We start from the raw sequence: 22,835 nt of genomic DNA, 5'->3' as shown, positions 1-22,835 counted from the left end.
CGCCCCGATCGGAATGGCGAGCGCGTACCGGCCGACGTGTTTGGGCGTACTTGAGGCACGCGGGTGGCACGGGCGCCGATAGAGATCTAGACAACAAGAAGGGCCCGGGTCTGTGACCTGGGCCTTCTGCGTGGAGCGGGTGACGGGAATCGAACCCGCGCTCTGAGCTGGGAATCACTGATCGTTTGACCACGACTTCGTCCCTGAACTGCAAAGATGCTCCCATCCGGCCCGGTCGCTGCCCTTCGGACTTCGCCCCGGAATGACCGTGGTTCACCGCTGCTTCTGGTGCTCATCCGGTGCGGCTGCTGGTAGACAACCGCCATGACGTACTACGCAGACCTGACGCCGTACACGTACGACAGGGACAACCGGGATCCGTCGGCGTCGGGCGTCTGGCGGGGCGTCACACTGCTCAACGTCGGCTGGCTCGACCGTGGCAAGATGTACGCGAAGGGTGCTCCACCGCCCGGCCTGGTGGAGGCGCTGAAGGGTATGACCCGCACCTACCGAGCACAGCAGACCCGAGGCTTCCACCTCTGTCCATGGTGCACTTCGCTCCTCGCGGCAAGGCGACTCGACGGCCCTCGGGGAAGCGCCGAGATACGAGTGATGGGCGACGGCGTCGCCTACGCCGCCCCTGAGCTGATCGCCCACTACGTCGAAGCCCATGGCTACCAGCCGCCGGCCGACTTCATAGAGGCGGTGCTGTTGCAGGACGAAGCTGTCTGAGTTGCGAATCACCGTGCTTCTGGGCGGCGTTGGTGACCTGACCAGCGGCAACAGATGCCATGGGAAGCCGGAAGGTCTCCCTGGCGCCCGCTGTTGACCGTGACTTACCGACGCGTCGGGCACGCATCGGGCACGCGCAGAGCACCGCGAGGTCTGACGGGCAGGCCGCTCGGCTCCTCCGATGCTTTGGCGGTCGATTGCGGCCGGCGTGGTTGCTGTACTGCGCTGCTGCACAGCACGACCACTGACCACCGCCTCAGGAGCTCGATCAGAGGGGCGTAACGGCACTCAGGGACGTGGGAGGCACGGTCGTAGCGGGTCGCTCTTGGCTGCTGTCGTCTGGCGTCGTTGACGTCAAGCCTGGATGTCAGGGCGAGGCCGGGGCCTCGGACATCGCCAAGTGGTAGAGTCCCGCTCTTCGCCAGGTCTCCTTGTGCGGAGTCCCCTCGGCAGGTCGTATCATGTCCGATCTTCTTGACCCCGATCCGTACACAATGTGGCGGCACGCGCTGGCCGAGGCTGACCGGGTCTTCGCGTCACCTCCCGAGATTGACCGCCCGGTGGACGGCTGCACTTACTGCACCCCGGAGTCGGAGCTGCGCATTCTCGGTGGCGATCCCGCTGCCGTACCAGACGATCTCCTGGGGCATTTCATGCGTGAGGTCGTCAGCCACTGGGAAGCGGACCAGTACCCCGTCCTGTGGCGTCGTCTCATGCCCCGTGCGCTGCGCTACTGGGGGCCGGAGGGCCATGGCGCCGATCCGTCTGAGGAACTCAGTCATCTCGGCCGGCACGGGGCGAAGTTCGTTGACTGGCCTGCGCCCGAACGTGCCGTTGTAGAACAAGCCTTCCGAGCGCTGCTGGCGATCGCCCTGGTTGATGGTCGGCCCCCTTCTGATATCACCGACCTTTTGGAAGGAGTCGCCCACGCAACGGGTGATATGGAGCCGTGGCTGGAGCATATTGCTGGGCTTGCCGGCCCCGAGGCGGACGCCGGGCACATCCGCCTCGCCCTCGACTGGGCAACCGCCCTACTCTGGGAGGAACTCCAGTTCACGTGGTGGTACGACGGCGATCCCCAGGTGATCGCCGCCTGGCTGCCCACCCAGCGAGCCCGCATCGCCACCTTTGCCACGCGGCATCCGCGCTGCAAGACCGCGGCCGACGCGCTGATCGCGGTCGACCGACTCCAAGCCGGTGACCATAGCCCATGGCTGTACCCATACGGTATGAACGAGTTCCTCAGGCTGGCCCCATGAGCAGGAAGTGTCGTCGGCGGTCAGCACCGGTCGACGTTACCTGACCAGACGACATCAGCCGCGCGTTGCCCTTTTTCTCGATCGGCCGGTGCGCTCATCGTCACGGCGGGCGACCCTGTTCTCACAAGTGCGCGCTAGCCACGGCAGGCGGCGCCTCTACCCGCGCGGGTGAACCGAGATCCGCCAGGCATGTGCGGCGAGGTGGTGCGTGACAGAGCGGTGCTGTACAGCCCGAGTGGCACGTTCTCCCACGGTTCGGCCAGGTGCAGACGTGACGGAGGGCGGCGTCGTCCCCGTGGGTGTCCCAGGCGGCGGGGCTTGAGTGCGGGGGCCGCATCCCGGGTGCACCGACATCACCTTTGGACTTGTAGAGATAACCAGGTACTGTGCAATGCATGGAACCTGACATCGCAGGTAAGCCGGTCGCGGGTAAGGCGGAGAGCCAGCTCCGCAAGGGGGTGCTGGAGTACTGCGTGCTTGCGATCTTGAGGGACCGCCCGCGCTACGGCGTGGAGCTGCTCGAAACCCTCGGCGCGGTGAACGTCATGGTCACCAGCCAAGGGACCATCTACCCCTTGCTGTCGCGGCTGCGCCGTGACGGCCTGGTGGAGACCCACTGGCAGGAGTCCCCCAGCGGGCCCCCGCGGCGCTACTACGAGCTGACGCCGTCGGGGCATGCGGCGTTGAAGGAGTTCACCGCCATCTGGCCGCACTTCCGTGACGCGGTCGACCACTTCATCACCGACTGACAGGAGACCACCGTGACCATCACCGAGCACCCGCTGGTGAAGAGTTACCTGGCCGCCGTGGCGCGTGAGACGGCCGGACTCAGCCCGGAACGCCGCAACGAGCTGCTGGCCGACCTGGAGGAGCACATCGCCGTGGCACTCGCGGAAGAGGCCGCATCCGGCGACGACGAGATCCGCACCGTGCTCGCCCGCCTCGGCGACCCGCGCACCATCGCGGCAACCGCACTCGGCGACGAGCCCCACGCTCCGCAGGCGAGCCTGTGGCGCACGCTGGCCATCCTCGCACTGCTGTACATGACCGGCCCCCTGACGCTCTTCACACCCCTGCTGGGCGTACCCCTCCTGATCGGCGCGCTCTGGTGGCTGTGGACCGCGCCGCAGTGGCGCAACCGGGACAAGATGATCGGAACGGCAGCCGCCCTCGCGCCGCTGCTGTTCTGGGCGGCGCAGTTCGTGGTGGCCACGGGCGGGCTGCACTTCGGCCTCGGAGCGTTGTTCATCCCGGCCACCCTGGCCGCCCTGGCCCTCCCGGCCGCCATCGGCCTGTACCTGCTGCTTACGGCGAGGCGCCCGTCGTGACAGCGGCTTGCCTATGACGCGGTCGGCATCCCGGAACAACCGGACTGCCATCAACCGAGGCTGCCCGACCGGGGGCTCTGAGAATCCCCCACGAGCAAGAGGAATGAATGATGCACGCACAGCTCACACACCAGATGGCCCTTGCCCCTACGGGCGACATCGTGATCGCCTGCGCAGGAGCCGCTGTGGTCCTCGGCGCTCTCGCGTTGTTCTTCGGCGCTCTGCTCAGCATCGTCAGGTCTGACCTCACTGGAGGAATGCAGCTGGTCTGGGTCGTCTTCGCCCTCATGGCCCCCTTCCTCGGGAGCCTGCTCTGGTTCCTCATCGGTCGCCGCGGCACCCAGCGCCGGCCAGGCATCGCCTGATTCCAAGAGCGCACCATCGCCCTCGTCGCGATCGGTAGTGAGACCGCAGCCGATGACGAACTGATCCGGCGCAGCCCGTGCCGCATCAGGGGAGCAGGCAAGGAAGCGGCAGCCGAGCGGGAGATCGCCACCGTGGAACAGGTGGATGCCCTCGCCAACGCCGTCGGTCCGCGCTGGAGGCTGATGGTGTTCCTCGGGGCGTACGGGCCGCTGCGGCCGGAGGAACAAGCCGAGCTGCGCCGCAAGGACGTGGGCCTCGACAACCTGACGATCCGTGTCCGGCGGGCCGCGCCGGAACTCACCACCGGGAAGCGGGCCGAAGGGCCGACCAAGTCGGAGGCGGGCAAGCGGTTCGTCGTCCTGCCGGCCTTTCTGCGGACCGACCTTCGGCGGCATCTCGACTGGTACGCGGAGAAGGGGGCGGACGGACTTCTGTTCGTGGGCGAGAAGGGCAAGCCGTTCCGGCGGTCCACCTTCGGGCGGAAGTGGCGCGCGGCCCGTACGAAGGTGGACCTTCCCGAGGGCTTCCGCTTCTACGATCTTCGTCACACCGGGCACACTCTGACGACCCGCTCCGGCGCGACGCTCAAGGACACGATGGTGCGGGCCGGACAGTCGACCGAGCGAGCCGCGCTGATCTATCAGCACTCGGACGTCGAGCGTCAGCGCGAGGTCGCGGCCGGTCTCGACAGGCTCGTCCGGCAGCGGCGGGATGCAGTGGATTCGCCAGCATCTGGCACGGATGTGGCACGGGACGCCTAGACAGGTCCAGACAACAAAGAAGCCCCGGGCCGCTGGCCTGGGGCTTTCTCGTGGAGCGGGTGACGGGAATCGAACCCGCGCTCTGAGCTTGGGAAGCTCATGTTCTACCATTAAACTACACCCGCGTAGCGCACCGGTGATCGGTGCCGCATCGTCGCACACTCTACCTCATCGCCCACCCCTCGGTGTATGTCGCCGCGGGGTGTTCGTGGTGTCCGGGGGTCGGATGTGTGTGCGGGGGGCGGGAGTTGGGGCGTAACCTCGGGGCGCGGAGTGCCGCCTGTGGTGCTGTCCGGGTCATCCCCTAATGTGGGCCTTCGTCCGTATTCGTTGGGGAAGGGGCCCGATGGACTTGATGGAGCGCACCGTCGTCCGCTGTGCCGAGGGGCACGTGTTCACCACCGCTTCGTTTCCGATGCAGCAGCTCGGCCCCGGCCGGCTGGGACCGGGGCGGCTGATCCGGTGTCCGCGGTGTGCGCGGCTGCGGCATGCCGTGCCCGTCGTGGAGCAGAACAAGCGGTAGCCGGGGCGGCGGCGAGGCGCGTGGGCCGGTGTCCGATTGGGGGCCGCCCGCGCGCTCTGCGTATCCTCGGGGCGTGCTTCTCTCAGACAAGGACATCCGGGCCGAGATCGACGCCGGGCGCGTGCGCATCGATCCGTACGACGAATCCATGGTGCAGCCCTCGAGCATCGATGTGCGGCTGGACCGCTACTTCCGGGTGTTCGAGAATCACCGTTACCCCCACATCGACCCCGCCGTCGAGCAGGCCGACCTGACGCGGCTCGTCGAGCCGGAGGGGGACGAGGCGTTCATCCTGCACCCGGGCGAGTTCGTGCTCGCCTCGACCTACGAGGTCATCTCGCTGCCGGACGACCTCGCGTCGAGGCTGGAGGGGAAGAGCTCCCTCGGGCGGCTCGGGCTGGTGACGCACTCGACGGCCGGCTTCATCGACCCCGGGTTCTCCGGGCACGTGACCCTGGAGCTGTCGAACCTCGCGACGCTGCCGATCAAGCTGTGGCCGGGAATGAAGATCGGGCAGCTCTGCATGTTCCGGCTCAGTTCCCCCGCCGAGGAGCCGTACGGCAGCGAGCGGTACGGGTCCCGGTACCAGGGCCAGCGGGGGCCGACGGCCTCCCGCTCCTTCATGAATTTCCATCGGACGCAGGTGTGAGGGCCGGAACGACCATGAGTGAAGTACGGGAGAACCTGACGTACGAGAGGTTCGGCGGCGCGATCCGGGAGCTCGCGCAGACCATCGCCGACGACGGGTACGAGCCCGACATCGTGCTCTCCATCGCGCGCGGCGGCGTCTTCGTGGCCGGCGGGCTCGCGTACGCGCTGGACTGCAAGAACATCCACCTGGTCAATGTGGAGTTCTACACGGGCGTGGGGACGACGCTGGAGATGCCGGTCATGCTGGCGCCGGTGCCCAACGCCATCGACTTCTCCGACAAGAAGGTCCTGATCGCCGACGACGTCGCCGACACGGGCAAGACGCTGAAGCTCGTCCACGATTTCTGCGTCGACCACGTCGCCGAAGTCCGCAGCGCGGTGATCTACGAGAAGTCGCACTCGCTCGTGAAGTGCGAGTACGTCTGGAAGCGCACCGACGACTGGATCAACTTCCCCTGGAGCGTGGAGAAGCCCGTCGTCCGCAGGTCCGGGCAGGTTCTCGACGCGTAAGGCACACAGGACCGCTCAGGGACCTCAGGGGCCTCAGGGACACGGAAAGGCCCCCGCCGGCTGCTCGCCGGCGGGGGCCTTTCCTTCGTCCGGATCAGATCGTGCCGAGCTTGATGATCGCCAGCAGTGCGATCAGCTGGATCGCCGACGCGCCCAGCGCCTTCGGCCACGGCAGGTCGTGGGACTTGCTCACCATCGACGTGAACAGCGTCCCGGCCGCCAGCCAGGTCAGCCAGCCCAGGATCTGGACCAGGGAGTTCTCGCCGCCCAGGAAGACGGCGAAGACAAGACGCGGTGCGTCCGTGATCGACATGATCAGCATGGAGAGGCCGACGGTCGGCTGCCACGCGCCGTCGCCGCCGAGCTGGCGGGCCAGCGTGTGGGTCACGGCGCCGAGGATCAGACCGCTGATGACGAACGCGACGCCCGTGCTCAGCACGTACGGGATCGCGGTCGAGATCGTCGCGTTGATCGCCTCCTCGCGCGGCTCGTCGAATCCGAAGATCGCGAGCAGGCCGTAGAGGAACGTGACGACGAGCGCGGGGCCCCACACCGGGTGGTCGCGCATCTGCAGGAACGTCGGGCCGGGGCGCAGCACGATGCCGCTCAGCAGCTGCTTCCAGTGCAGGCGCGGGCCGACGGGCGCGGCCGGGGCGGCGCCGGCGCGGTAGGTGGCGCCGTCGCCGTAGACGTCGTCGTCGTGGACGCTGAACGCCTGCGTGTGGCCCGGGTGGTTGGCCGCGTACGGGTCGGGCGCGGGCGGCGCCTGGTGGTACGGGTCGCCGAAGTACTCCGGCTCGTCGTACCCGCCCTGGTGGCGGTGCTGCTGCTGGTACTGCTGAGGCCCGCCGCTCGTCTGGGGCCACTGCGGCGCCTGCTGCCCGTACGGAGGCGCGGCACGGCCGCCGCCCGGGTAGGGCGGCGGCGCCTGGGGCGCCTGCTGCTGTTGCGGGGTGCGGTTGTCCCGGCCGCGTCCGATCCTGAATCCAGCCACGTCATCGAACGTACCGGGTCCGCGCAGGCGCGGTGACGGCGGACCGGGGAACCGGGGGCCTTTGCGGCCGAGCTGTGACATCCCCTAGGGGAACCCTGGGGTGTTGGCCGTAGTGCGCTTTCGCCGAGGTCAGCGCGGTGGGCGGGAGAAGCCTGCCGCAGAACGGCAGAAGCGGCCGGTCCTGCCCCCGAGGCAGGTCCGGCCGCTCACTGTTTCGCGCGGTTCGTACGGGAGGACGGTTACTTCACCGGCTCCGGTTCCGGCGTGTCCTCCGTCTCGGCGGAGGGCTCCGGGTCGGTCGGCGGGGTCTTGACGGAGTCGAGCAGCAGCTGCGCGACGTCGACGACCTGGAGCGACTCCTTGGCCTGGCCGTCGTTCTTCTTGCCGTTGACGGAGTCGGTGAGCATGACGAGGCAGAAGGGGCAGGCGGTGGAGACGATGTCGGGGTTGAGGGACAGGGCCTCGTCGACGCGTTCGGTGTTGATGCGCTTGCCGATGCGCTCCTCCATCCACATGCGCGCGCCGCCGGCGCCGCAGCAGAAGCCGCGTTCCTTGTGGCGGTGCATCTCCTGCTGGCGCAGGCCCGGGACGGCGGACATGATCTCGCGCGGGGGCGTGTAGACCTTGTTGTGGCGGCCCAGGTAGCACGGGTCGTGGTACGTGATCAGGCCGTCGACCGGGGTGACGGGGATCAGCCTGCCCTCGTCGATGAGGTGCTGGAGCAGTTGCGTGTGGTGGATGACCTCGAACTCGCCGCCCAGCTGCGGGTACTCGTTCGCGATCGTGTTGAAGCAGTGCGGGCAGGTGGCGACGATCTTCTTCGCCGACTTCGGCTTCTTCGTCGAGGGGTCTTCGTCGTCCTCGCCGAAGGCCATGTTCAGCATCGCGACGTTCTCCTGGCCGAGCTGCTGGAATAGCGGCTCGTTGCCCAGGCGGCGCGGGGAGTCGCCGGTGCACTTCTCCTCGCCGCCCATGATCGCGAACTTGACGCCCGCCATGTGCAGCAGTTCCGCGAAGGCCTTGGTGGTCTTCTTGGCGCGGTCCTCCAGGGCGCCGGCGCAGCCGACCCAGTAGAGGTAGTCGACCTCGGTGAGGTCCTCGACGTCCTTGCCGACGATCGGGACCTCGAAGTCGACCTCCTTGGTCCACTCCACGCGCTGCTTCTTGGCCAGGCCCCAGGGGTTGCCCTTCTTCTCCAGGTTCTTGAGCATCGTGCCCGCCTCGGACGGGAAGGCAGACTCGATCATGACCTGGTAGCGGCGCATGTCGACGATGTGGTCGATGTGCTCGATGTCGACCGGGCACTGCTCGACACAGGCGCCGCACGTGGTGCAGGACCACAGCACGTCCGGGTCGATGACGCCGTTCTCCTCCAGCGTGCCGATCAGCGGGCGCTCGGCCTCGGCCAGCGCGGCCGCGGGCACGTCCTTCAGCTGCTCCTCGGACGCCTTCTCCTCGCCCTCCATGGTCTTGCCGCCGCCGGCCAGCAGGTAGGGGGCCTTGGCGTGCGCGTGGTCGCGCAGCGACATGATCAGGAGCTTCGGGGAGAGCGGCTTGCCCGTGTTCCAGGCGGGGCACTGCGACTGGCAGCGGCCGCACTCGGTGCAGGTGGAGAAGTCGAGGATGCCCTTCCAGGAGAACTGCTCGACCTGGGAGACGCCGTAGACGTCGTCCTCGCCCGGGTCCTCGAAGTCGATCGGCTTGCCGCCCGACGTCATCGGCTGCAGCGCGCCCAGCGCGCTCTCGCCGGTCGCGTTGCGCTTGAACCAGATGTTCGGGAAGCCGAGGAAGCGGTGCCAGGCCACACCCATGTTCGTGTTGAGCGCCACCGTGATCGCCCAGATGAACGAGGTGGAGACCTTCACCATCGCGGTGGCGTAGATCAGCTGCTGGAGCGTGGACACGCTCAGGCCCTTGAAGGCGAGCACCAGCGGGTACGACGCGAAGTAGGCGGCGTCGTAGCTCTCGACGTGGTGGATCGCGCCCTCGAGGCCGCGCAGGACCAGGATCGCCAGGCCGATGGTGAGGATGACGTACTCGACGAAGTACGCCTGCCAGGCCTTCGAGCCCGCGAAGCGCGACTTGCGGCCGGCCCGGGAGGGCAGGTTGAGCAGCCGGATCGCCATCAGGACGACGATGCCGACGACCGTCATCACGCCGATGAACTCGACGTACATCTCGAACGGCAGGAACCCGCCGACGATCGGCAGTACCCAGTCCGCCTTGAACAGCTGGCCGATGGCCTGCACCAGGGTGGGCGGCAGCGTCAGGAAGCCGACGGCGACGAACCAGTGCGCGAAGCCGACGATGCCCCACCGGTTCATCCGGGTGTGGCCGAGGAACTCCCTGACCAGGGTGATGGTCCGGGCCTTCGGGTTGTCGGTGCGGCTGCCCGCGGGCACCGGCTGACCGAGCTTGACGAACCGGTAGATCTGCGCGACCGCTCGGGAGATGAGCGCAACGCCGACCACGGTCAGGGTCAGCGACACAATGATCGCGGCGAGTTGCATTGGGGGCTCCTCGGGCCTGCGAGGGTGGGATGGTCCAGCACTACTACTAAGCGGTAACTTATTCAGTCCGTGCTGAGCGTACCCACTTATTCCGCCGCACTGTAGCTGGGCGGGCGGTGATCTGTGTCGCTCAGGCAACCCTGACCGGAGGGCGCCCGGCGACCGCGGTGGGGACCGTTCTGACCAGGATCATCAGGTCGAGTCCCAACCAGTGCTGTTCCACATAATGCAGGTCGAGCACCGTCATTTCCTCCCAGGGCAGGTCGGACCGACCGCTGATCTGCCACAGGCCCGTGATTCCGGGCCGTACGGCGAGACGGGCACGTTCCGGGCCGGTCGGGGCCGCTTCGACGGGGAGCGGGGGCGGGCCGACGAGGGACATCTCGCCGCGCACGACGTTGATCAGCTGCGGCAGCCCGTCCAGGAAGCGGCGGCGCAGCGCACCGCCCACCGGGGTGAGCCGGCCGGCGCGCGTCGTGCGGAACGTGAGCCTGTCGAAGGGGCGGCCGCCCAGGCCCCTGCACGGTGAACGGTGCAGGACCGGGCCCGGCGAGGTCGCGGCGACGGCAGCCGCAGCGGCCAGCAGGACGGGGGACAGCAACAGCAGCAGGACCAGGCCGCCTGCGAGATCGACGACTCGCTTCGCCGGCATGAGCGCCCACCCTTCGTCGCGAATGATGGTTCTTGACCGTTTTTGCGACTATGACTGTGGCAGACGGGCCCGATTCGCACGGTGCGCCACGCGCGCGTCACCAGGCTGCATATAAGCGCCGGATAAAACTTGAGCCGCCTCGACTCAGGTCTGTTGACTCGTTGGAACAGGTGGGGCATCCTTGAGCCAGTTCCACTCAAGTCAGCTGGAGGAATTGAAATGGCACGTGCGGTCGGCATCGACCTGGGCACGACTAACTCCGTCGTCAGCGTTCTGGAGGGCGGCGAGCCCACCGTCATCACCAACGCCGAGGGTGCCAGGACCACGCCGTCCGTCGTCGCCTTCGCGAAGAACGGTGAGGTGCTGGTCGGCGAGGTGGCCAAGCGTCAGGCGGTCACCAACGTCGACAGGACCATCCGGTCCGTCAAGCGCCACATGGGCACGGACTGGAAGATCGAGCTCGACGGGAAGAACTTCAACCCGCAGCAGATGAGCGCGTTCATCCTGCAGAAGCTGAAGCGGGACGCGGAGTCCTACCTGGGTGAGAAGGTCACCGACGCGGTGATCACCGTCCCGGCGTACTTCAACGACTCCGAGCGCCAGGCCACCAAGGAGGCCGGTGAGATCGCCGGTCTGAACGTCCTGCGCATCGTCAACGAGCCCACCGCGGCCGCCCTGGCCTACGGCCTGGACAAGGACGACCAGACGATCCTCGTCTTCGACCTCGGTGGCGGCACCTTCGACGTCTCGCTGCTGGAGATCGGCGACGGCGTCGTCGAGGTGAAGGCCACCAACGGTGACAACCACCTCGGTGGTGACGACTGGGACCAGCGCGTCGTCGACTACCTGGTGAAGCAGTTCGCGGGCGGTCACGGCGTCGACCTGTCCAAGGACAAGATGGCTCTCCAGCGTCTGCGCGAGGCCGCGGAGAAGGCGAAGATCGAGCTGTCGTCCTCGACCGAGACGACGATCAACCTGCCGTACATCACGGCCTCCGCCGAGGGCCCGCTGCACCTGGACGAGAAGCTCACCCGCGCCCAGTTCCAGCAGCTGACGGCCGACCTGCTGGAGCGCTGCAAGACCCCGTTCCACAACGTCATCAAGGACGCCGGCATCCAGCTGTCCGAGATCGACCACGTGGTCCTGGTCGGCGGCTCGACCCGTATGCCCGCCGTCGCCGAGCTCGTCAAGGAGCTCACCGGCGGCAAGGACGCCAACAAGGGTGTGAACCCGGACGAGGTCGTCGCGATCGGCGCCTCGCTCCAGGCCGGTGTCCTCAAGGGTGAGGTCAAGGACGTCCTGCTCCTCGACGTGACCCCGCTGTCCCTCGGTATCGAGACCAAGGGCGGCATCATGACCAAGCTCATCGAGCGCAACACCACGATCCCGACGAAGCGTTCGGAGATCTTCACGACGGCCGAGGACAACCAGCCGTCCGTGCAGATCCAGGTCTACCAGGGCGAGCGCGAGATCGCGGCGTACAACAAGAAGCTCGGCATGTTCGAGCTGACCGGTCTGCCGCCGGCCCCGCGCGGTGTCCCGCAGATCGAGGTCTCGTTCGACATCGACGCCAACGGCATCATGCACGTGACCGCGAAGGACCTGGGCACGGGCAAGGAGCAGAAGATGACCGTCACCGGCGGCTCCTCGCTGCCGAAGGACGAGGTCGACCGCATGCGCCAGGAGGCCGAGCAGTACGCGGACGAGGACCACCGCCGCCGCGAGGCCGCCGAGACCCGCAACCAGGGCGAGCAGCTCGTCTACCAGACGGAGAAGTTCCTCAAGGACAACGAGGACAAGGTTCCCGCCGAGGTGAAGACCGAGGTCGAGACCGCCGTCGGCGAGCTGAAGGAGAAGCTCAAGGGCGAGGACACGGCCGAGATCCGCACCGCGACCGAGAAGGTCGCCGCGGTCAGCCAGAAGCTCGGCCAGGCGCTGTACGCGAACGCCGCCCCCGAGGGCGCGGCCGCGGGTGCCGGTGCCGGTGAGGCCAAGGCCGACGACGACGTCGTCGACGCCGAGATCGTGGACGACGAGAAGGACGCCAAGGGTGGTGCCGCATGACGGAGGAGACCCCGGGCTTCGACGAGAAGCCCGACGTCCCCTCCGGCGCCACCCCTGAGGACGCCGCTGAGACCGCCGAGTCCTCCGAGAAGGAGGGCTCGGCGGCCCCGGCAGGGGACGAAGCGAAGATCGCCGGCCTGACCGCGCAGCTGGACCAGGTCCGCACCGCGCTCAACGAGCGCACGGGCGACCTCCAGCGGCTCCAGGCCGAGTACCAGAACTACCGCCGCCGCGTGGAGCGCGACAGGATCACGGTCAAGGAGATCGCCACGGCGACGCTTCTGACCGAGCTGCTGCCCGTGCTCGACGACATCGGCCGCGCGAGGGAGCACGGGGAGCTGGTGGGCGGGTTCAAGTCCGTCGCCGAGTCCCTGGAGACCGCCGCGGCCAAGATGGGTCTGCAGCAGTTCGGCAAGGAGGGCGAGCCCTTCGACCCGACCGTGCACGAGGCCCTGATGCACTCGTACGCGCCCGACGTCACGGAGACGACGTGCGTCGCGGTCCTCCAGCCGGGGTACCGCATCGGCGAGCGCACGATCCGCCCCGCGCGGGTCGCGGTGGCCGAGCCCCAGCCGGGCGCGGCGCCGGCGGCGGCAAAGGAAGAGAAGCCGGCCGACGAGGAGAGCGGTGGCCCGGAGGAGGGTGCGTGATCTGGCGCCGCGTGGATGAGGGGCCGGGAGTCGCGAGCCCACGCGGAGCCGGGGCACGAACCCTGCGGGCTGACGCAGGAAACGTCCGGGAGGAGGGACGTCGATGAGCACGAAGGACTTCGTCGAGAAGGACTACTACAAGGTTCTCGGCGTCCCCAAGGACGCCACCGAGGCCGAGATCAAGAAGGCGTACCGGAAGCTCGCCCGCGAGAACCACCCGGACGCCAACAAGGGCGACGTCAAGGCCGAGGAGCGCTTCAAGGAGATCTCCGAGGCGAACGACATCCTCGGCGACCCCAAGCGGCGCAAGGAGTACGACGAGGCCCGCGCCCTCTTCGGCAACGGCGGCTTCCGGCCCGGTCCCGGCGCCGGCGGCACCTTCAACTTCGACCTGGGCGACCTCTTCGGTGGCGCCCCGGGCGGGGGCCAGAGCGGCGCCGGCGGTTTCGGCGGCGGCCTGGGCGACGTGTTCGGCGGCCTGTTCAACCGGGGCGCCGGCGCGGGCACCCGCACCCAGCCGCGCCGCGGCCAGGACATCGAGTCCGAGGTGACGCTCAGCTTCACCGAGGCGGTCGACGGGGCCACGGTCCCGCTGCGGATGTCCAGCCAGGCGCCCTGCAAGGCCTGCTCGGGCACCGGCGACAAGAACGGCACGCCCCGGGTGTGCCCGACCTGCGTCGGCACCGGCCAGGTCTCGCGCGGCGGCAGCGGATCCTTCTCGCTGACCGACCCGTGCGTGGACTGCAAGGGGCGCGGTCTGATCGCCGAGACGCCCTGCGACGTCTGCAAGGGCAGCGGACGCGCCCGCTCCTCGCGCACCATGCAGGTGCGCATCCCGGCGGGGGTGTCCGACGGGCAGCGCATCCGGCTGCGCGGCAAGGGCGCGCCCGGCGAGCGCGGTGGACCGGCCGGCGACCTGTACGTCGTGGTCCATGTCGACGCCCACCCGGTCTTCGGCCGCAGGGACGACAACCTGACCGTCACCGTGCCCGTCACCTACGCGGAGGCGGCGCTCGGCGGCGAGGTGAAGGTGCCCACCCTCGGCGGCCCCGCGGTCACGCTGAAGCTCCCCGCGGGCACGCCCAACGGCCGCACGATGCGCGCCCGCGGCAAGGGTGCCGTCCGCAAGGACGGCACGCGCGGGGACCTGCTGGTCACCATCGAGGTGGCCGTGCCGACCGAGCTCAGCGACAAGGCGAAGGAAGCGCTGGAGGCCTACCGCGAAGCCACCGCGGAGGAGGACCCGCGGGCCGAGCTGTTCCAGGCCGCGAAGGGAGCATGACATGGAGGGCCGTCCGGGACGCAGTCGCAGCCCCTACGAACTGACCGACGAGTCGCCGGTGTACGTCATCTCGGTGGCCGCGCAGCTGTCGGGCCTGCACCCGCAGACCCTGCGGCAGTACGACCGCCTGGGCCTCGTCTCCCCCGACCGCACGGCCGGACGGGGCCGGCGCTACTCGGCCCGCGACATCGAACTGCTGCGCACCGTCCAGCAGTTGTCGCAGGACGAGGGCATCAACCTGGCCGGGATCAAGCGCATCATCGAGCTGGAGAACCAGGTCGCGGCGCTCCAGGCCCGTGTCGCCGAGCTGTCGGCGGCCGTGGAGGGCGCTGCGGCGGCGATGCAGCAGCGTGAGGCGCAGGTCCATGCCTCCTACCGGCGCGACCTCGTGCCGTACCAGGACGTGCAGCAGACGAGTGCGCTGGTGGTGTGGCGTCCCAAGCGGCCCGACCAGGGCGGCAGATCGTCCTGATCCATGTGCGTGAGGGCCGGGGAGCGTGTGCTCTCCGGCCCTTTCGTGTGTCCGGGGCCACGGCGGCGGCGCGGCAGGAAGGTGCCGGGCCCCGGGCAGGAAGCTGACATACCGTCAGCCGATTGCCGGTAGAGCCGCCCGGCGTCGGCCGGCCGCGCCAGCAGGGTTCCGGTGTGCCTAGGTGAGGGAGCCGATCTCGACGTACGCGTCCGGGGCGTGGCCGTGTTCGGCCCGTACGGGGCCGGTGATCGCGCACACCGGCATGGGGCGCAGCAACCGCCTCATCCGCCGGTCCACTTCCGCAGCAGCGCCAGACGCTCGGACGGCTTCGGAGTCGTGCCGCCGGCGACCCTGCCCCGCGCAGTGACAGTCCGGGGGGATGCGGCGCCGTCGACGAACCGGGCGAGCAGGTCCTGGGAGAGGGCGGACTCCCCCTCGCCGTACGCACCGGCGGCCGCCGAATGGACGGCCAACCCCTCGGCGCCCTCGGCGGTTTCGAGCCGCAGGAGCATCTCCGGCGATTCGCCGGTGCCGCCCAGAGCCGGCGTGAGCACGGTCTCCACGGCCAGCGCCAGCCGCCGGCGGGAGTCTCCGGGTCCGCGGAGGCGAGCGGGCCCGGTCCGGTGAGGTTCGGCACTCTCAGCACACACAGCCGGGCGCACGCTCGCGCCCACCTCGTGCCGATCCAGTCCCAGCAGTGTGTGGATCTCGTCGTCGGAGGTGTCCAGGTTCCTCAGGAAGTCCCGGTACACGGCCTCTTCCGGGACGGAGAGTCCCAGCCCGGACATGTCTGATCCCATTGCGTCACCCCCGGTCGTCCGCCGCCCCGACCAACCCCTGCGCACGCCGGGCAGGATTCTCGGTCCCGCCCTGGCACAAGGCCGCTCCGGCCGGTGACCTGGAGTCTAACCAGGCGCTGTTGCGGGGGAGTTCGGTGTGCGGTGTCGGCGACGCCTGTGCACAGCTCCGCTTCGTGCAGTGCAACAACATGACTGTGGCGGCTGCGTCGTGGTTGGGCGAGAGTCGACGACGCGGCGGCGGGAGACGCGATGGGCGCCGGCCTACGGAGCCCAGACCGGTGGGAGAACAAGCCTTCACCGCGTCCGCATGTTCAGTGACTCGAACAACAGGGGAGGATTCATGTCCATCGGCAGAACTGCAGCCAAGATCCTGGTGGGTGGCGCGGCCGTGCTCGCGCTGTCAGGGGCCGGCCAGGCTTACGCCGGAGCCGGGGAGAACCTGGACTCGTCGGTCTACGGAGCGTCGGCCTGGAGCCACGGCACCAACGGCCAGGTGGCCGTCAAGGACACCGCGCGAGACAGCCACTCCGTCTACACCCTGTACGACCGGCGATACAACACCGGCCTGCGCCTCGACAACTCCAAGGGCTACAGCTACACCGTCTACAGCGGCATGGACGAGATCAACTACGTCCGCAAGGTGACCGCCTGCGTCAACGTTCAGCTCAGCCCGGACCGCTGTGGCCCTGACGACCGACCCGGTGACGGTATCTAGGAGACAGTGATGCGGTGGGGCGTTCCGGAACGCCCCACCGCTTTCCGTGTTTTCGGGCACATGCAGTGAGGACAGGACGAGTGGGGACAGAACACGGTGCCGCAGGGAACGCGCGGCAGGTACTTGAGATCGCGGGACTACGGCATGCGATCGGTGAGCGGCTGCTGTTCGATGGTCTTGCCCTGTCGTTGCGGGCAGGCGAGTCGATCGCCGTGACCGGGCCTTCCGGCTCCGGAAAGAGCACGCTGCTGTCGTGCGTGCTCGGCCTGATCAGACCGGACAGCGGATCGGTCACAGTGACCGGTACCGAGATCGCCGGCCTGCGGAACGCCCGGCTGGCCCAATTGCGTGCGCAGTCGATCGGCATGGTCTTCCAGTTCGGTGAACTCCTCCCGGAACTGAGCCCGCTGGACAACGTCGTTCTCGCGGCCCTGCTGTCTCGTCGCAGCCGTCGCGATGTGCGGGAGCGGGCACAGAGGCTCCTCGACGAGCTCGGGGTGCCGCAGGCGGCGACGAGTCAGGAACTGTCCGGCGGGGAGCGGCAGCGTACGGCAGTGGCACGCGCCCTGATCAACGAGCCGGCTCTCCTGCTGGCCGACGAGCCGACGGGTGCACTGGACGCCGAGACCCGTGACAAGACCGCCGAGATGCTGTTCGCCCTGCCTCGGCAGTACGCCTGCGGACTGCTCGTGGTCACCCACGATCCGGGCATCGCCGCCCGTGCGGACCGCACCCTGCGGCTTGCGGCCGGGACCCTGGAGCAGGCCTCCACCCGAGGGGTGGAGTGATGGTCACCACTGACACTGGGGGGCTGGCACGCCAGCTCCTCGCCGCCGGGCGTACCGCCGGCCGACGGGCCGAAGCCGGTGGCGTGCGCTTCGTCGCGCTTCTTCTCGCCACCGCGGTCCTCACTCTTGGGCTGGGCAGCCTTGTCGCGGTGCACGCCGTGTACGCCGGCAAGGAGGAACGCCGGGTCGGCAGAACCCCAGTACTGGCAGAGCAGGCTCCAGACCGCTCGCGTGACTCCACCATCTGGCTCGTGGGTTCCGACTCCCTGGACGGCGAGCGGCGTTTCAGCGTCGTATACCTGGCCCCGCACCAGGGCAACGCCCCGCTGCCGCCCGGAGTGGAACGCTGGCCGGCGCCCGGTGAGGCAGTGCTGTCTCCGGCCCTGAGGGAAGCGGGTGCAGATGAGGGCATCGACCACCGATACGGCGAACTGACCGGCACCATTCAGTCATCCGGCCTGGACGAGCCGACCGAATGGCTCGCCTACGTCCGCCCGCGCGAAGGCCTCAGCGCCGAATGGCCGAACGAGGTCGTCACCGGTTTCGGCCCGGCCAGCGGCCGACTCGATGCCGGCCTGGAGCCCGGCTCGGGACGACAGGACGACAAAGCTGAGTGGATGTTCCAGGCCGCCGTGGCCGGCATGTTCGTCCTGCCGGGCCTCGTCCTGCTGGTGGTCGCCGCGCGCACGGGGGCGCACGCCCGCGACCGCAGGACCGCACTGGTCGCCGCGCTCGGCGGGCGGCGCAGGGATCGTGCCCTCGTAGCCGTCGGGGAGGCTGGGCATCCGGTCCTGTTCGGCGCGCTGCTCGGTGCCGCAGCTGTCGCCTCGGCCTTGCTGTATGACATCCACGTCCCCTACACCGACTACGTCATATCGTCCGCGTATCTGCGCGAGTACGGCTGGTGGGCCGGGCTCACGCCTGTTGCGGCGCTCCTGGCCGTTGTGGCGGCAGCAGTCGTGGCCGACCTCGCACAGCGCCGGAGCACTGTCGGTACGCGGCCCCACAGCACGGTCCCATCCGCCTGGTTGCCCCGTCTTGCCGCATTGTGTCCTGTCATGTTCTTCCTCGCGGTGCGTGGCCCCGGCTTGTTCGGGTCGGAATCCGTCTGGCGCATTCTCATCAGCTGGGCGGGGATTGCGGGCACGATCCTCACCCTGCCTGCCGCTGTCGCGGTGCTGACCGCGGCAGCGGGGCGTGTCCTCACCCGCCACGCGCAGGCGCACGGCTTGGCGGGGACTCTTGTGGCGGGACGCCGCACCAGCACCTATCCGGGGGCGACCGCCCGGCTCGTCACCGGTGTCACGGTGGCGCTCATCGTCCTCATGCAGGCGGTCGCCTGGCAGGGACTGTTCGGCTCACAGAGCGCTGAAGCACAGCGCACCCTCGACCGCATCGGCCGCAGTGCCCTCGTCGTCGGGACCAACGGCAAGGTGTCCGCCTCGGACATGACCACCTTCCTGAACCGGCTGCCCGACACCGAAGCAGCCCTGCTCCTACCACCAGCCGGCGGCCCCAACAGCGCTGACAGCCCCATGACGCTGTACGGCGGCTGCGCCGCCCTCGCCGCCCTGCATCTTCCATGCCCCTCCGAAACAGTCCGCACCAGCGAGGTTCCGCAGGATCCCAAACTGCAGGAAATAATCAGGTGGACCACGCACGGCGCACTGATCCTGGATATCCGCCGCACCGATGCTCGCGAGCTCGCGAAGCGTGCCGCGTCCTCCGGGGAGGATTCCCGCCTTATCGTCCTCCGCCCGGACGGGCAAGATCTCTCTGTCCCCACCATCAAGCGGCTGTCCTACGAGGTGTTCCCGCGCGGCGCAGGAGCCCGCGCTCCGGGCGAGGAGCATGTGACCGCGGGTATCCCCAACCGGGACCAGGGGCGTTGGAGCACGCTGCTCGGCGTGGCAGGCATCGCCGTGTTGGCGGTGGCAGCCGGCCTCAGTGGAATGGCGGAGTTCCTGCGCCACGGGCGGGCGCTAGCGCCTCTGACTGTTCTGATCGGCGGCCTGCGCGTCTTCCGTACGAGCGCGGCGTGGTCCGTCCTTGCCCCGCTGGCCCTGGCAGGTCTCGCCGGGAACGTCGTCGCTGCGGGCCTTGCCGCACCGGTCAACGCTGATGGGCAGTCCTACATCACCCGCGAACTGCTCTGGTCCGCGTCGGGGATCGTCCTGCTCGTCAGCGTCCTCATGTGGCTGTGGGCAGCCACCGTCGCGGTCCGTCAGGCCCGCGCGTGGCGCCCGCGGGGCGACTGACCGCGCCAGCACAAGTGACCCACAGGCGGCTCCGCTTCGTGCACTGCAACAACATGACGGTTCCAGCTGGGCTGCGTCCGCGAGAGAGTCGACGGCGAGGCGGTCGGACCGTGATGGGGTCCGGCCTCCATGCGGGCCGTGGCCGTGCGACCCCCTCGTACGGCCACGGCTGTCATCGTCTCCCGGACGGCTGCATCCCCCCACCGGGCCTCGTAGGATCACCGGTTGGCGTTGACGGTGGTCCACGTGGCGGCCCGGGGGGGCGGGGATGACGCATCACACGCATGATCTGGAAGAGCTGTGCGAGGCGGGCGCCTCAGGCTACGGAGAGGCACTGCGGCGCGGCCGCGTGCGGCGCGGGGAGGTGGCGGAGGCGCCGTGCCTGATCGACCTGGGCCTGGTGCACCCGGACCCGGATGACGGGGAGTGGCTGGTGCCGACACCGCCGTCGGTGGCGCTGCACACGGCGCTGGAGAGCATCGAGGCGGAGATCCACGAGGGGCGGGCGCGGGAGGCGAGGATTGCCCGCGTACTCGAGGGCTTCCGCTCGCCGGAGCGCGGTGACCGGATCGCTTCCGCGGGCGGGCTCGTCGTTCTTGAGGGTCTCCCGCGTATCAACGCCGCGATCGACCGGGCGCTGCGCGCCTGCCGCACGGAGCTCCTGTGCGTACAGCCCGGCGCGCGCAGTGAGTCCGTCCTTCGCGAGGCTCTGCCGAAGCATCTGCGGCTGCGGGACAAGGGCGTGCGGATGCGCAGCCTGTATGGGCGCGCCTCGCTGCACAGCCCGGCGCTGAAGAGCTTCCTCCACCACGTCGGTGACGCCCTGGAGGTGCGCAGTCTGAGCGACCTGCCGCAGCGCATGTTCATCATGGACCGGGTCGTGGCTTTCATCCCTGCCGGCCCGGACGGCCTCTCGTCGGCGCTGGAGCTCCGTCAGCCGGCCCTGGTCGAGTACCTGGTCTCCGTATTCGAGCGGTTGTGGCACCAGGCGTTGCAGATGTCCGGGGCCACGCCGTCCTCTTCCACGGTGGACGGTGTGACCGAGCGGCAGGCGGCCATCGCGCGGTTACTTGCCGAGGGACACGCCGACGAGATCGTCGCGCGACGGCTCGGCATCAGCGTGCGCACCTGCCGCAAGCATGTCGCGCACCTGTCCGCGGTCTTCGGCAGCACGAACCGGGTGCAGCTGGGGGTGAGCATCGTGCGGTCGGGGCTGCTCGACGCTCCGGTTGCTGCACTGTAACAAGAGGACGGTGGTCCCGGCGCGCCCGCCGCAGGCATAGTGGAGTAAAACCGTCCGGTACTGAGGGGTGATCAGTCGTTCGCGACGCTGGGCAGGCACTCCTCTTCCAGGATGCCGGATTTCGCGATGAGGAAGCCGAGTTGGGCGCGGCTGCCGCTGCCGAGCGCGGCGGCGAGCTTGGCTATGTGGGCGCGGCAGGTGCGGACGTTCATGCCGAGCCGGCGGGCGATGGCCTCGTCGACGTGGCCCTCGATCAGAAGCCTTGCGATGGAGCGCTGGACGCCCGAGATGCCGTCCGGTGTGTGATCGTACGGCACCTCTTCCACCAACGGCACAGCACGCCGCCAGAGTTGCTCGAAGACCTTAATGAGGTACTCGACCAGTCCCGGGTGTCGCAGCTCCAGGGCCACGCGGCGGTCGTCCCGTGCCGGGATGAAGGCCACCGTGCGGTCGAACACGATGAGTCGCTCGATGAGTTCCTCGAGGGTGCGGATCTCCACCTTGCCGGCGGATATGCGCTCGACGTAGGCGAGTGTGCCCTGGCTGTACCTGACCGTGTGCTGGTACAGCGTGCGGATGCTGACACCGCGGTCGATCAAAGGGCGGTCGCGCTCCAGGGCCTGGGTCAGGACATGCGCGCTGCGTCCCCCGCCGGGCTGGATCGTCAGCATCTCCGTGTGACACTCCGCCGTGGCGAGATTGAGCGCGGCGTTTATCCGGTCGAAGCCTTCCAGCACGGTGATGGCGTGGGTGCTCGCCGGGCTCTGGGCGCTGATGGCCATGAACGGTTCGAACGCGTCGGTCAGTTCGATGGACAGCCGACGGCGGTCCACGATCTCGCGTTCGATGGGGTGCAGTCGCTGCGCCAGCGCGACGGACGGCGGGACCGGACGCAGCCAGTTTGCATCGTCCGGATCCGGATGCAACAGGGCGAATTCCAGGAGGCAGGGTGCGGCTTCCGCGTCGGATCGGCTGATCCGTCCGGTGTTGAGCGCACTGACGTAGAGCCGTGCTCCTTCGTCGCAGAGATCGGTGACCGCATGGGGATGTGTCGGTTTCATGGTGTTCTGCGGCAAATCTCCACCCCCCAGGGTCCTGTACGTACAGGAACATGATGCATCGACCCTGTGGCATTGACATGCCTGAATGAGCCATCGTCTTGTGATGCGGGGGAGAAGAAACCATCAAGTGAGGACGAAGCCGACTATGCGCGAAAGAATGCTTCGCTCAGTGCTTGCCGCTGTCTTCTCTGCGCCCGTGGCGTTCGGCGTCTTGGGTGCCACGGGGTTCCATCTGGCCGACTTCCCGGCGGACAGCGGTTGGGACAGTGTGCAGGCCGTCGCCGAACCGCCGGACAGCGGTTGGGACGCCCCGCCGGCGAAGGCGGACGCATGACCATACCCCCGGACGACAGGGTCTTCCGACGGGAGATGGCGACGGCATATCGCTCCGGGTGGCACTTCATCGACCTCGTCACGGCAATCCCCCACCGTGGCGACTCGTTGATGGTCACCCTGTTCGGAGAGCCCATCGTCGTCGCCCGCGAAGAGGACGAGGACGTCCGCGCCTACCGGTGCCTGCGACGGCCGCGCGGAGCCCCGCAGCCCGTCCGCTGCGCCATCCGGTACGGCATGATCTTCGTCAATCTCGACGCGCGTGACCACCAGCTCGTCGAACCAGACACCACCGCCACCCCCCGCAGTGCCTGAGCGATTCCCCCGTCGTTTCAAATCGCTCGGGTGCTTCCCCCACACAACGGCGCCATCGTGGACCTGAAACACGATGGCGCCGTTGTGCTGCCCGGAGTCCGCGAGAAAGACCTCTCCGGTGCTCGGCCGGCTACGCCCGGCCCATCGCGCGGGTCAGCGCGATCTCGATGACGACCCGGTCCGGGTTGGGCGCCGGCGTGCGCCCGTACCGCTGCGCGTAGCGGCTCACCGCGTCGGCGACGACCTCCGGCTCCGTACGGATCGTCGCGACGCCCTCCAGCGTCGCCCAGCGGCCCTTGTCGACCTGGCACACCGCCACCCGTGCCCCCTCCGGGCCGGCGGCCAGGACGTTGGCGACCTTGCGGCTGTGCTTGTTGGTGATCACTCGCGCCAGGCCCCGCGTCCCGCCCTCGGGGTCGTACGTCACGCCCACCGCGACGACGTGCGGGGTGCCGTCCGGGCGGGGGGTGGTCAGCGTGCACATGTGGTAGTCGCGCCAGAAGCTGAGATACGACGCGCCGGGGTTGCGGGGATCGATGGCCATGGGCCGGAACCTACCTCCGCAACC

The 22,835-nt window shown here is 68.9% G+C and carries 24 protein-coding genes, 1 tRNA gene and 1 pseudogene; 19 read left to right on the top strand and 7 right to left on the bottom strand.

Annotation, left to right across the window (positions count from 1 at the left end):
• The first annotated feature begins 324 nt into the window (after positions 1 to 324).
• The 6 genes and pseudogenes from ACF08N_RS20115 to ACF08N_RS20090 all read left to right on the top strand — a co-directional run.
• Positions 325 to 732 (top strand): hypothetical protein, encoded by a 408-nt coding sequence (locus ACF08N_RS20115; protein ID WP_392325969.1) that lies wholly within the window; start codon positions 325 to 327, stop codon positions 730 to 732.
• A gap of 461 nt (positions 733 to 1,193) precedes the next feature.
• A complete protein-coding gene (locus tag ACF08N_RS20110; RefSeq protein WP_392325968.1) occupies positions 1,194 to 1,991 on the top strand; it encodes a hypothetical protein in 798 nt (265 codons plus the stop codon).
• Between the two features lie 395 nt (positions 1,992 to 2,386).
• Positions 2,387 to 2,740 (top strand): PadR family transcriptional regulator, encoded by a 354-nt coding sequence (locus ACF08N_RS20105; RefSeq protein WP_392325967.1) that lies wholly within the window; start codon positions 2,387 to 2,389, stop codon positions 2,738 to 2,740.
• 12 nt (positions 2,741 to 2,752) lie between these two features.
• Positions 2,753 to 3,319 (top strand): HAAS signaling domain-containing protein, encoded by a 567-nt coding sequence (locus ACF08N_RS20100; RefSeq protein WP_392325966.1) that lies wholly within the window; start codon positions 2,753 to 2,755, stop codon positions 3,317 to 3,319.
• A gap of 110 nt (positions 3,320 to 3,429) precedes the next feature.
• Complete coding sequence (locus ACF08N_RS20095; RefSeq protein ID WP_392325965.1) at positions 3,430 to 3,684, top strand: PLD nuclease N-terminal domain-containing protein; 255 nt, start codon at positions 3,430 to 3,432, stop codon at positions 3,682 to 3,684.
• A gap of 39 nt (positions 3,685 to 3,723) precedes the next feature.
• A pseudogene (locus ACF08N_RS20090) lies at positions 3,724 to 4,446 on the top strand (tyrosine-type recombinase/integrase); the annotation flags it as partial.
• Between the two features lie 51 nt (positions 4,447 to 4,497).
• Here the strand turns inward: ACF08N_RS20090 and ACF08N_RS20085 are convergent.
• A tRNA-Gly gene (locus ACF08N_RS20085) sits at positions 4,498 to 4,571 on the bottom strand.
• A 221-nt stretch (positions 4,572 to 4,792) separates the two neighbouring features.
• On the opposite strand from ACF08N_RS20085, the gene ACF08N_RS20080 reads away from it, so the two are divergent.
• From ACF08N_RS20080 to ACF08N_RS20070, 3 genes are all read left to right on the top strand, one after another.
• Positions 4,793 to 4,969: a hypothetical protein gene (locus ACF08N_RS20080; RefSeq protein ID WP_392325964.1), complete on the top strand. Its 177-nt coding sequence runs from the start codon at positions 4,793 to 4,795 to the stop codon at positions 4,967 to 4,969.
• A gap of 73 nt (positions 4,970 to 5,042) precedes the next feature.
• Complete coding sequence (gene dcd / locus ACF08N_RS20075; RefSeq protein ID WP_307714409.1) at positions 5,043 to 5,618, top strand: dCTP deaminase; 576 nt, start codon at positions 5,043 to 5,045, stop codon at positions 5,616 to 5,618.
• Positions 5,619 to 5,632: 14 nt separating this feature from the next.
• Positions 5,633 to 6,130 (top strand): phosphoribosyltransferase, encoded by a 498-nt coding sequence (locus ACF08N_RS20070; protein WP_392325963.1) that lies wholly within the window; start codon positions 5,633 to 5,635, stop codon positions 6,128 to 6,130.
• Positions 6,131 to 6,224: 94 nt separating this feature from the next.
• Here the strand turns inward: ACF08N_RS20070 and ACF08N_RS20065 are convergent, their stop codons facing one another.
• The 3 genes from ACF08N_RS20065 to ACF08N_RS20055 form a co-directional block, all read right to left on the bottom strand.
• Positions 6,225 to 7,124 carry a Yip1 family protein gene (locus ACF08N_RS20065; protein ID WP_392325962.1) on the bottom strand — a complete coding sequence of 300 codons (900 nt, stop codon included), beginning with the start codon at positions 7,122 to 7,124 and terminating at the stop codon, positions 6,225 to 6,227.
• Positions 7,125 to 7,363: 239 nt separating this feature from the next.
• A complete protein-coding gene (locus ACF08N_RS20060) occupies positions 7,364 to 9,634 on the bottom strand; it encodes a heterodisulfide reductase-related iron-sulfur binding cluster (RefSeq protein ID WP_392325961.1) in 2,271 nt (756 codons plus the stop codon).
• A 130-nt stretch (positions 9,635 to 9,764) separates the two neighbouring features.
• The gene (locus ACF08N_RS20055; protein ID WP_392325960.1) at positions 9,765 to 10,286 is read right to left on the bottom strand and encodes a sugar transferase; all 522 of its coding nucleotides are present in this window, start codon (positions 10,284 to 10,286) and stop codon (positions 9,765 to 9,767) included.
• 219 nt (positions 10,287 to 10,505) lie between these two features.
• On the opposite strand from ACF08N_RS20055, the gene dnaK reads away from it, so the two are divergent.
• From dnaK to ACF08N_RS20035, 4 genes are all read left to right on the top strand, one after another.
• The gene (gene dnaK, locus ACF08N_RS20050; protein WP_392325959.1) at positions 10,506 to 12,350 is read left to right on the top strand and encodes a molecular chaperone DnaK; all 1,845 of its coding nucleotides are present in this window, start codon (positions 10,506 to 10,508) and stop codon (positions 12,348 to 12,350) included.
• Positions 12,347 to 13,000 (top strand): nucleotide exchange factor GrpE, encoded by a 654-nt coding sequence (gene grpE / locus ACF08N_RS20045; RefSeq protein ID WP_392325958.1) that lies wholly within the window; start codon positions 12,347 to 12,349, stop codon positions 12,998 to 13,000. The genes dnaK and grpE overlap by 4 nt, the downstream gene beginning before the upstream one ends.
• A 103-nt stretch (positions 13,001 to 13,103) precedes the next feature.
• A complete protein-coding gene (gene dnaJ, locus ACF08N_RS20040; RefSeq protein ID WP_392325957.1) occupies positions 13,104 to 14,282 on the top strand; it encodes a molecular chaperone DnaJ in 1,179 nt (392 codons plus the stop codon).
• Between the two features lies 1 nt (position 14,283).
• A complete protein-coding gene (locus ACF08N_RS20035) occupies positions 14,284 to 14,754 on the top strand; it encodes a heat shock protein transcriptional repressor HspR (RefSeq protein ID WP_177149732.1) in 471 nt (156 codons plus the stop codon).
• A 281-nt stretch (positions 14,755 to 15,035) separates the two neighbouring features.
• Here ACF08N_RS20035 and ACF08N_RS20030 read toward each other — a convergent pair whose 3' ends face one another.
• Complete coding sequence (locus tag ACF08N_RS20030) at positions 15,036 to 15,542, bottom strand: hypothetical protein (protein WP_392325956.1); 507 nt, start codon at positions 15,540 to 15,542, stop codon at positions 15,036 to 15,038.
• Positions 15,543 to 15,894: 352 nt separating this feature from the next.
• Between ACF08N_RS20030 and ACF08N_RS20025 the strand changes: the two genes are divergently transcribed.
• The 4 genes from ACF08N_RS20025 (at position 15,895) to ACF08N_RS20010 (ending at position 20,558) form a co-directional block, all read left to right on the top strand.
• Positions 15,895 to 16,269, top strand: coding sequence for a hypothetical protein (locus tag ACF08N_RS20025; RefSeq protein WP_392325955.1), 375 nt, complete (start codon positions 15,895 to 15,897; stop codon positions 16,267 to 16,269).
• Between the two features lie 80 nt (positions 16,270 to 16,349).
• Positions 16,350 to 17,057 (top strand): ABC transporter ATP-binding protein, encoded by a 708-nt coding sequence (locus tag ACF08N_RS20020; protein WP_392325954.1) that lies wholly within the window; start codon positions 16,350 to 16,352, stop codon positions 17,055 to 17,057.
• Positions 17,058 to 17,395: 338 nt separating this feature from the next.
• Entirely contained in the window at positions 17,396 to 19,315 is a 1,920-nt protein-coding gene (locus ACF08N_RS20015; protein ID WP_392325953.1) for an ABC transporter permease, read from the top strand.
• A gap of 268 nt (positions 19,316 to 19,583) precedes the next feature.
• Complete coding sequence (locus tag ACF08N_RS20010) at positions 19,584 to 20,558, top strand: LuxR C-terminal-related transcriptional regulator (RefSeq protein WP_392325952.1); 975 nt, start codon at positions 19,584 to 19,586, stop codon at positions 20,556 to 20,558.
• Positions 20,559 to 20,629: 71 nt separating this feature from the next.
• Here the strand turns inward: ACF08N_RS20010 and ACF08N_RS20005 are convergent, their stop codons facing one another.
• Positions 20,630 to 21,619: a helix-turn-helix transcriptional regulator gene (locus ACF08N_RS20005; protein WP_392326013.1), complete on the bottom strand. Its 990-nt coding sequence runs from the start codon at positions 21,617 to 21,619 to the stop codon at positions 20,630 to 20,632.
• A 196-nt stretch (positions 21,620 to 21,815) separates the two neighbouring features.
• On the opposite strand from ACF08N_RS20005, the gene ACF08N_RS20000 reads away from it, so the two are divergent.
• Together ACF08N_RS20000 and ACF08N_RS19995 are read left to right on the top strand one after the other, a co-directional pair.
• Complete coding sequence (locus ACF08N_RS20000; protein ID WP_392325951.1) at positions 21,816 to 21,953, top strand: hypothetical protein; 138 nt, start codon at positions 21,816 to 21,818, stop codon at positions 21,951 to 21,953.
• A complete protein-coding gene (locus tag ACF08N_RS19995; protein ID WP_177149720.1) occupies positions 21,950 to 22,267 on the top strand; it encodes a (2Fe-2S)-binding protein in 318 nt (105 codons plus the stop codon). Before ACF08N_RS20000 ends, ACF08N_RS19995 begins: the two co-directional genes overlap by 4 nt.
• Before the next feature lie 130 nt (positions 22,268 to 22,397).
• Here the strand turns inward: ACF08N_RS19995 and ACF08N_RS19990 are convergent, their stop codons facing one another.
• Entirely contained in the window at positions 22,398 to 22,811 is a 414-nt protein-coding gene (locus ACF08N_RS19990) for a pyridoxamine 5'-phosphate oxidase family protein (RefSeq protein WP_392325950.1), read from the bottom strand.
• Positions 22,812 to 22,835 lie beyond the last annotated feature (24 nt).

It is taken from the genome of Streptomyces sp. NPDC015127, from assembly GCF_043080095.1.
Taxonomy (GTDB): Bacteria; Actinomycetota; Actinomycetes; order Streptomycetales; family Streptomycetaceae; genus Streptomyces.
This window is presented reverse-complemented; position numbering and strand designations above follow the sequence as displayed.

What these genes read in the sequence shown, in the direction of transcription:
- ACF08N_RS20115 (WP_392325969.1), top strand. Translation starts at nt 325, where the DNA reads ATGACGTACTACGCAGACCTGACGCCGTACACGTACGACAGGGACAAC.
- dnaJ (WP_392325957.1), top strand. Translation starts at nt 13,104, where the DNA reads ATGAGCACGAAGGACTTCGTCGAGAAGGACTACTACAAGGTTCTCGGC.
- ACF08N_RS20070 (WP_392325963.1), top strand. Translation starts at nt 5,633, where the DNA reads ATGAGTGAAGTACGGGAGAACCTGACGTACGAGAGGTTCGGCGGCGCG.
- dnaK (WP_392325959.1), top strand. Translation starts at nt 10,506, where the DNA reads ATGGCACGTGCGGTCGGCATCGACCTGGGCACGACTAACTCCGTCGTC.
- ACF08N_RS20105 (WP_392325967.1), top strand. Translation starts at nt 2,387, where the DNA reads ATGGAACCTGACATCGCAGGTAAGCCGGTCGCGGGTAAGGCGGAGAGC.
- ACF08N_RS20055 (WP_392325960.1), bottom strand. Translation starts at nt 10,286, where the DNA reads ATGCCGGCGAAGCGAGTCGTCGATCTCGCAGGCGGCCTGGTCCTGCTG.
- grpE (WP_392325958.1), top strand. Translation starts at nt 12,347, where the DNA reads ATGACGGAGGAGACCCCGGGCTTCGACGAGAAGCCCGACGTCCCCTCC.
- ACF08N_RS20095 (WP_392325965.1), top strand. Translation starts at nt 3,430, where the DNA reads ATGCACGCACAGCTCACACACCAGATGGCCCTTGCCCCTACGGGCGAC.
- ACF08N_RS19995 (WP_177149720.1), top strand. Translation starts at nt 21,950, where the DNA reads ATGACCATACCCCCGGACGACAGGGTCTTCCGACGGGAGATGGCGACG.
- ACF08N_RS20035 (WP_177149732.1), top strand. Translation starts at nt 14,284, where the DNA reads ATGGAGGGCCGTCCGGGACGCAGTCGCAGCCCCTACGAACTGACCGAC.
- ACF08N_RS20080 (WP_392325964.1), top strand. Translation starts at nt 4,793, where the DNA reads ATGGACTTGATGGAGCGCACCGTCGTCCGCTGTGCCGAGGGGCACGTG.
- ACF08N_RS20110 (WP_392325968.1), top strand. Translation starts at nt 1,194, where the DNA reads ATGTCCGATCTTCTTGACCCCGATCCGTACACAATGTGGCGGCACGCG.
- ACF08N_RS20060 (WP_392325961.1), bottom strand. Translation starts at nt 9,634, where the DNA reads ATGCAACTCGCCGCGATCATTGTGTCGCTGACCCTGACCGTGGTCGGC.
- ACF08N_RS20005 (WP_392326013.1), bottom strand. Translation starts at nt 21,619, where the DNA reads ATGAAACCGACACATCCCCATGCGGTCACCGATCTCTGCGACGAAGGA.
- ACF08N_RS20030 (WP_392325956.1), bottom strand. Translation starts at nt 15,542, where the DNA reads ATGTCCGGGCTGGGACTCTCCGTCCCGGAAGAGGCCGTGTACCGGGAC.
- ACF08N_RS20010 (WP_392325952.1), top strand. Translation starts at nt 19,584, where the DNA reads ATGACGCATCACACGCATGATCTGGAAGAGCTGTGCGAGGCGGGCGCC.
- ACF08N_RS20025 (WP_392325955.1), top strand. Translation starts at nt 15,895, where the DNA reads ATGTCCATCGGCAGAACTGCAGCCAAGATCCTGGTGGGTGGCGCGGCC.
- ACF08N_RS19990 (WP_392325950.1), bottom strand. Translation starts at nt 22,811, where the DNA reads ATGGCCATCGATCCCCGCAACCCCGGCGCGTCGTATCTCAGCTTCTGG.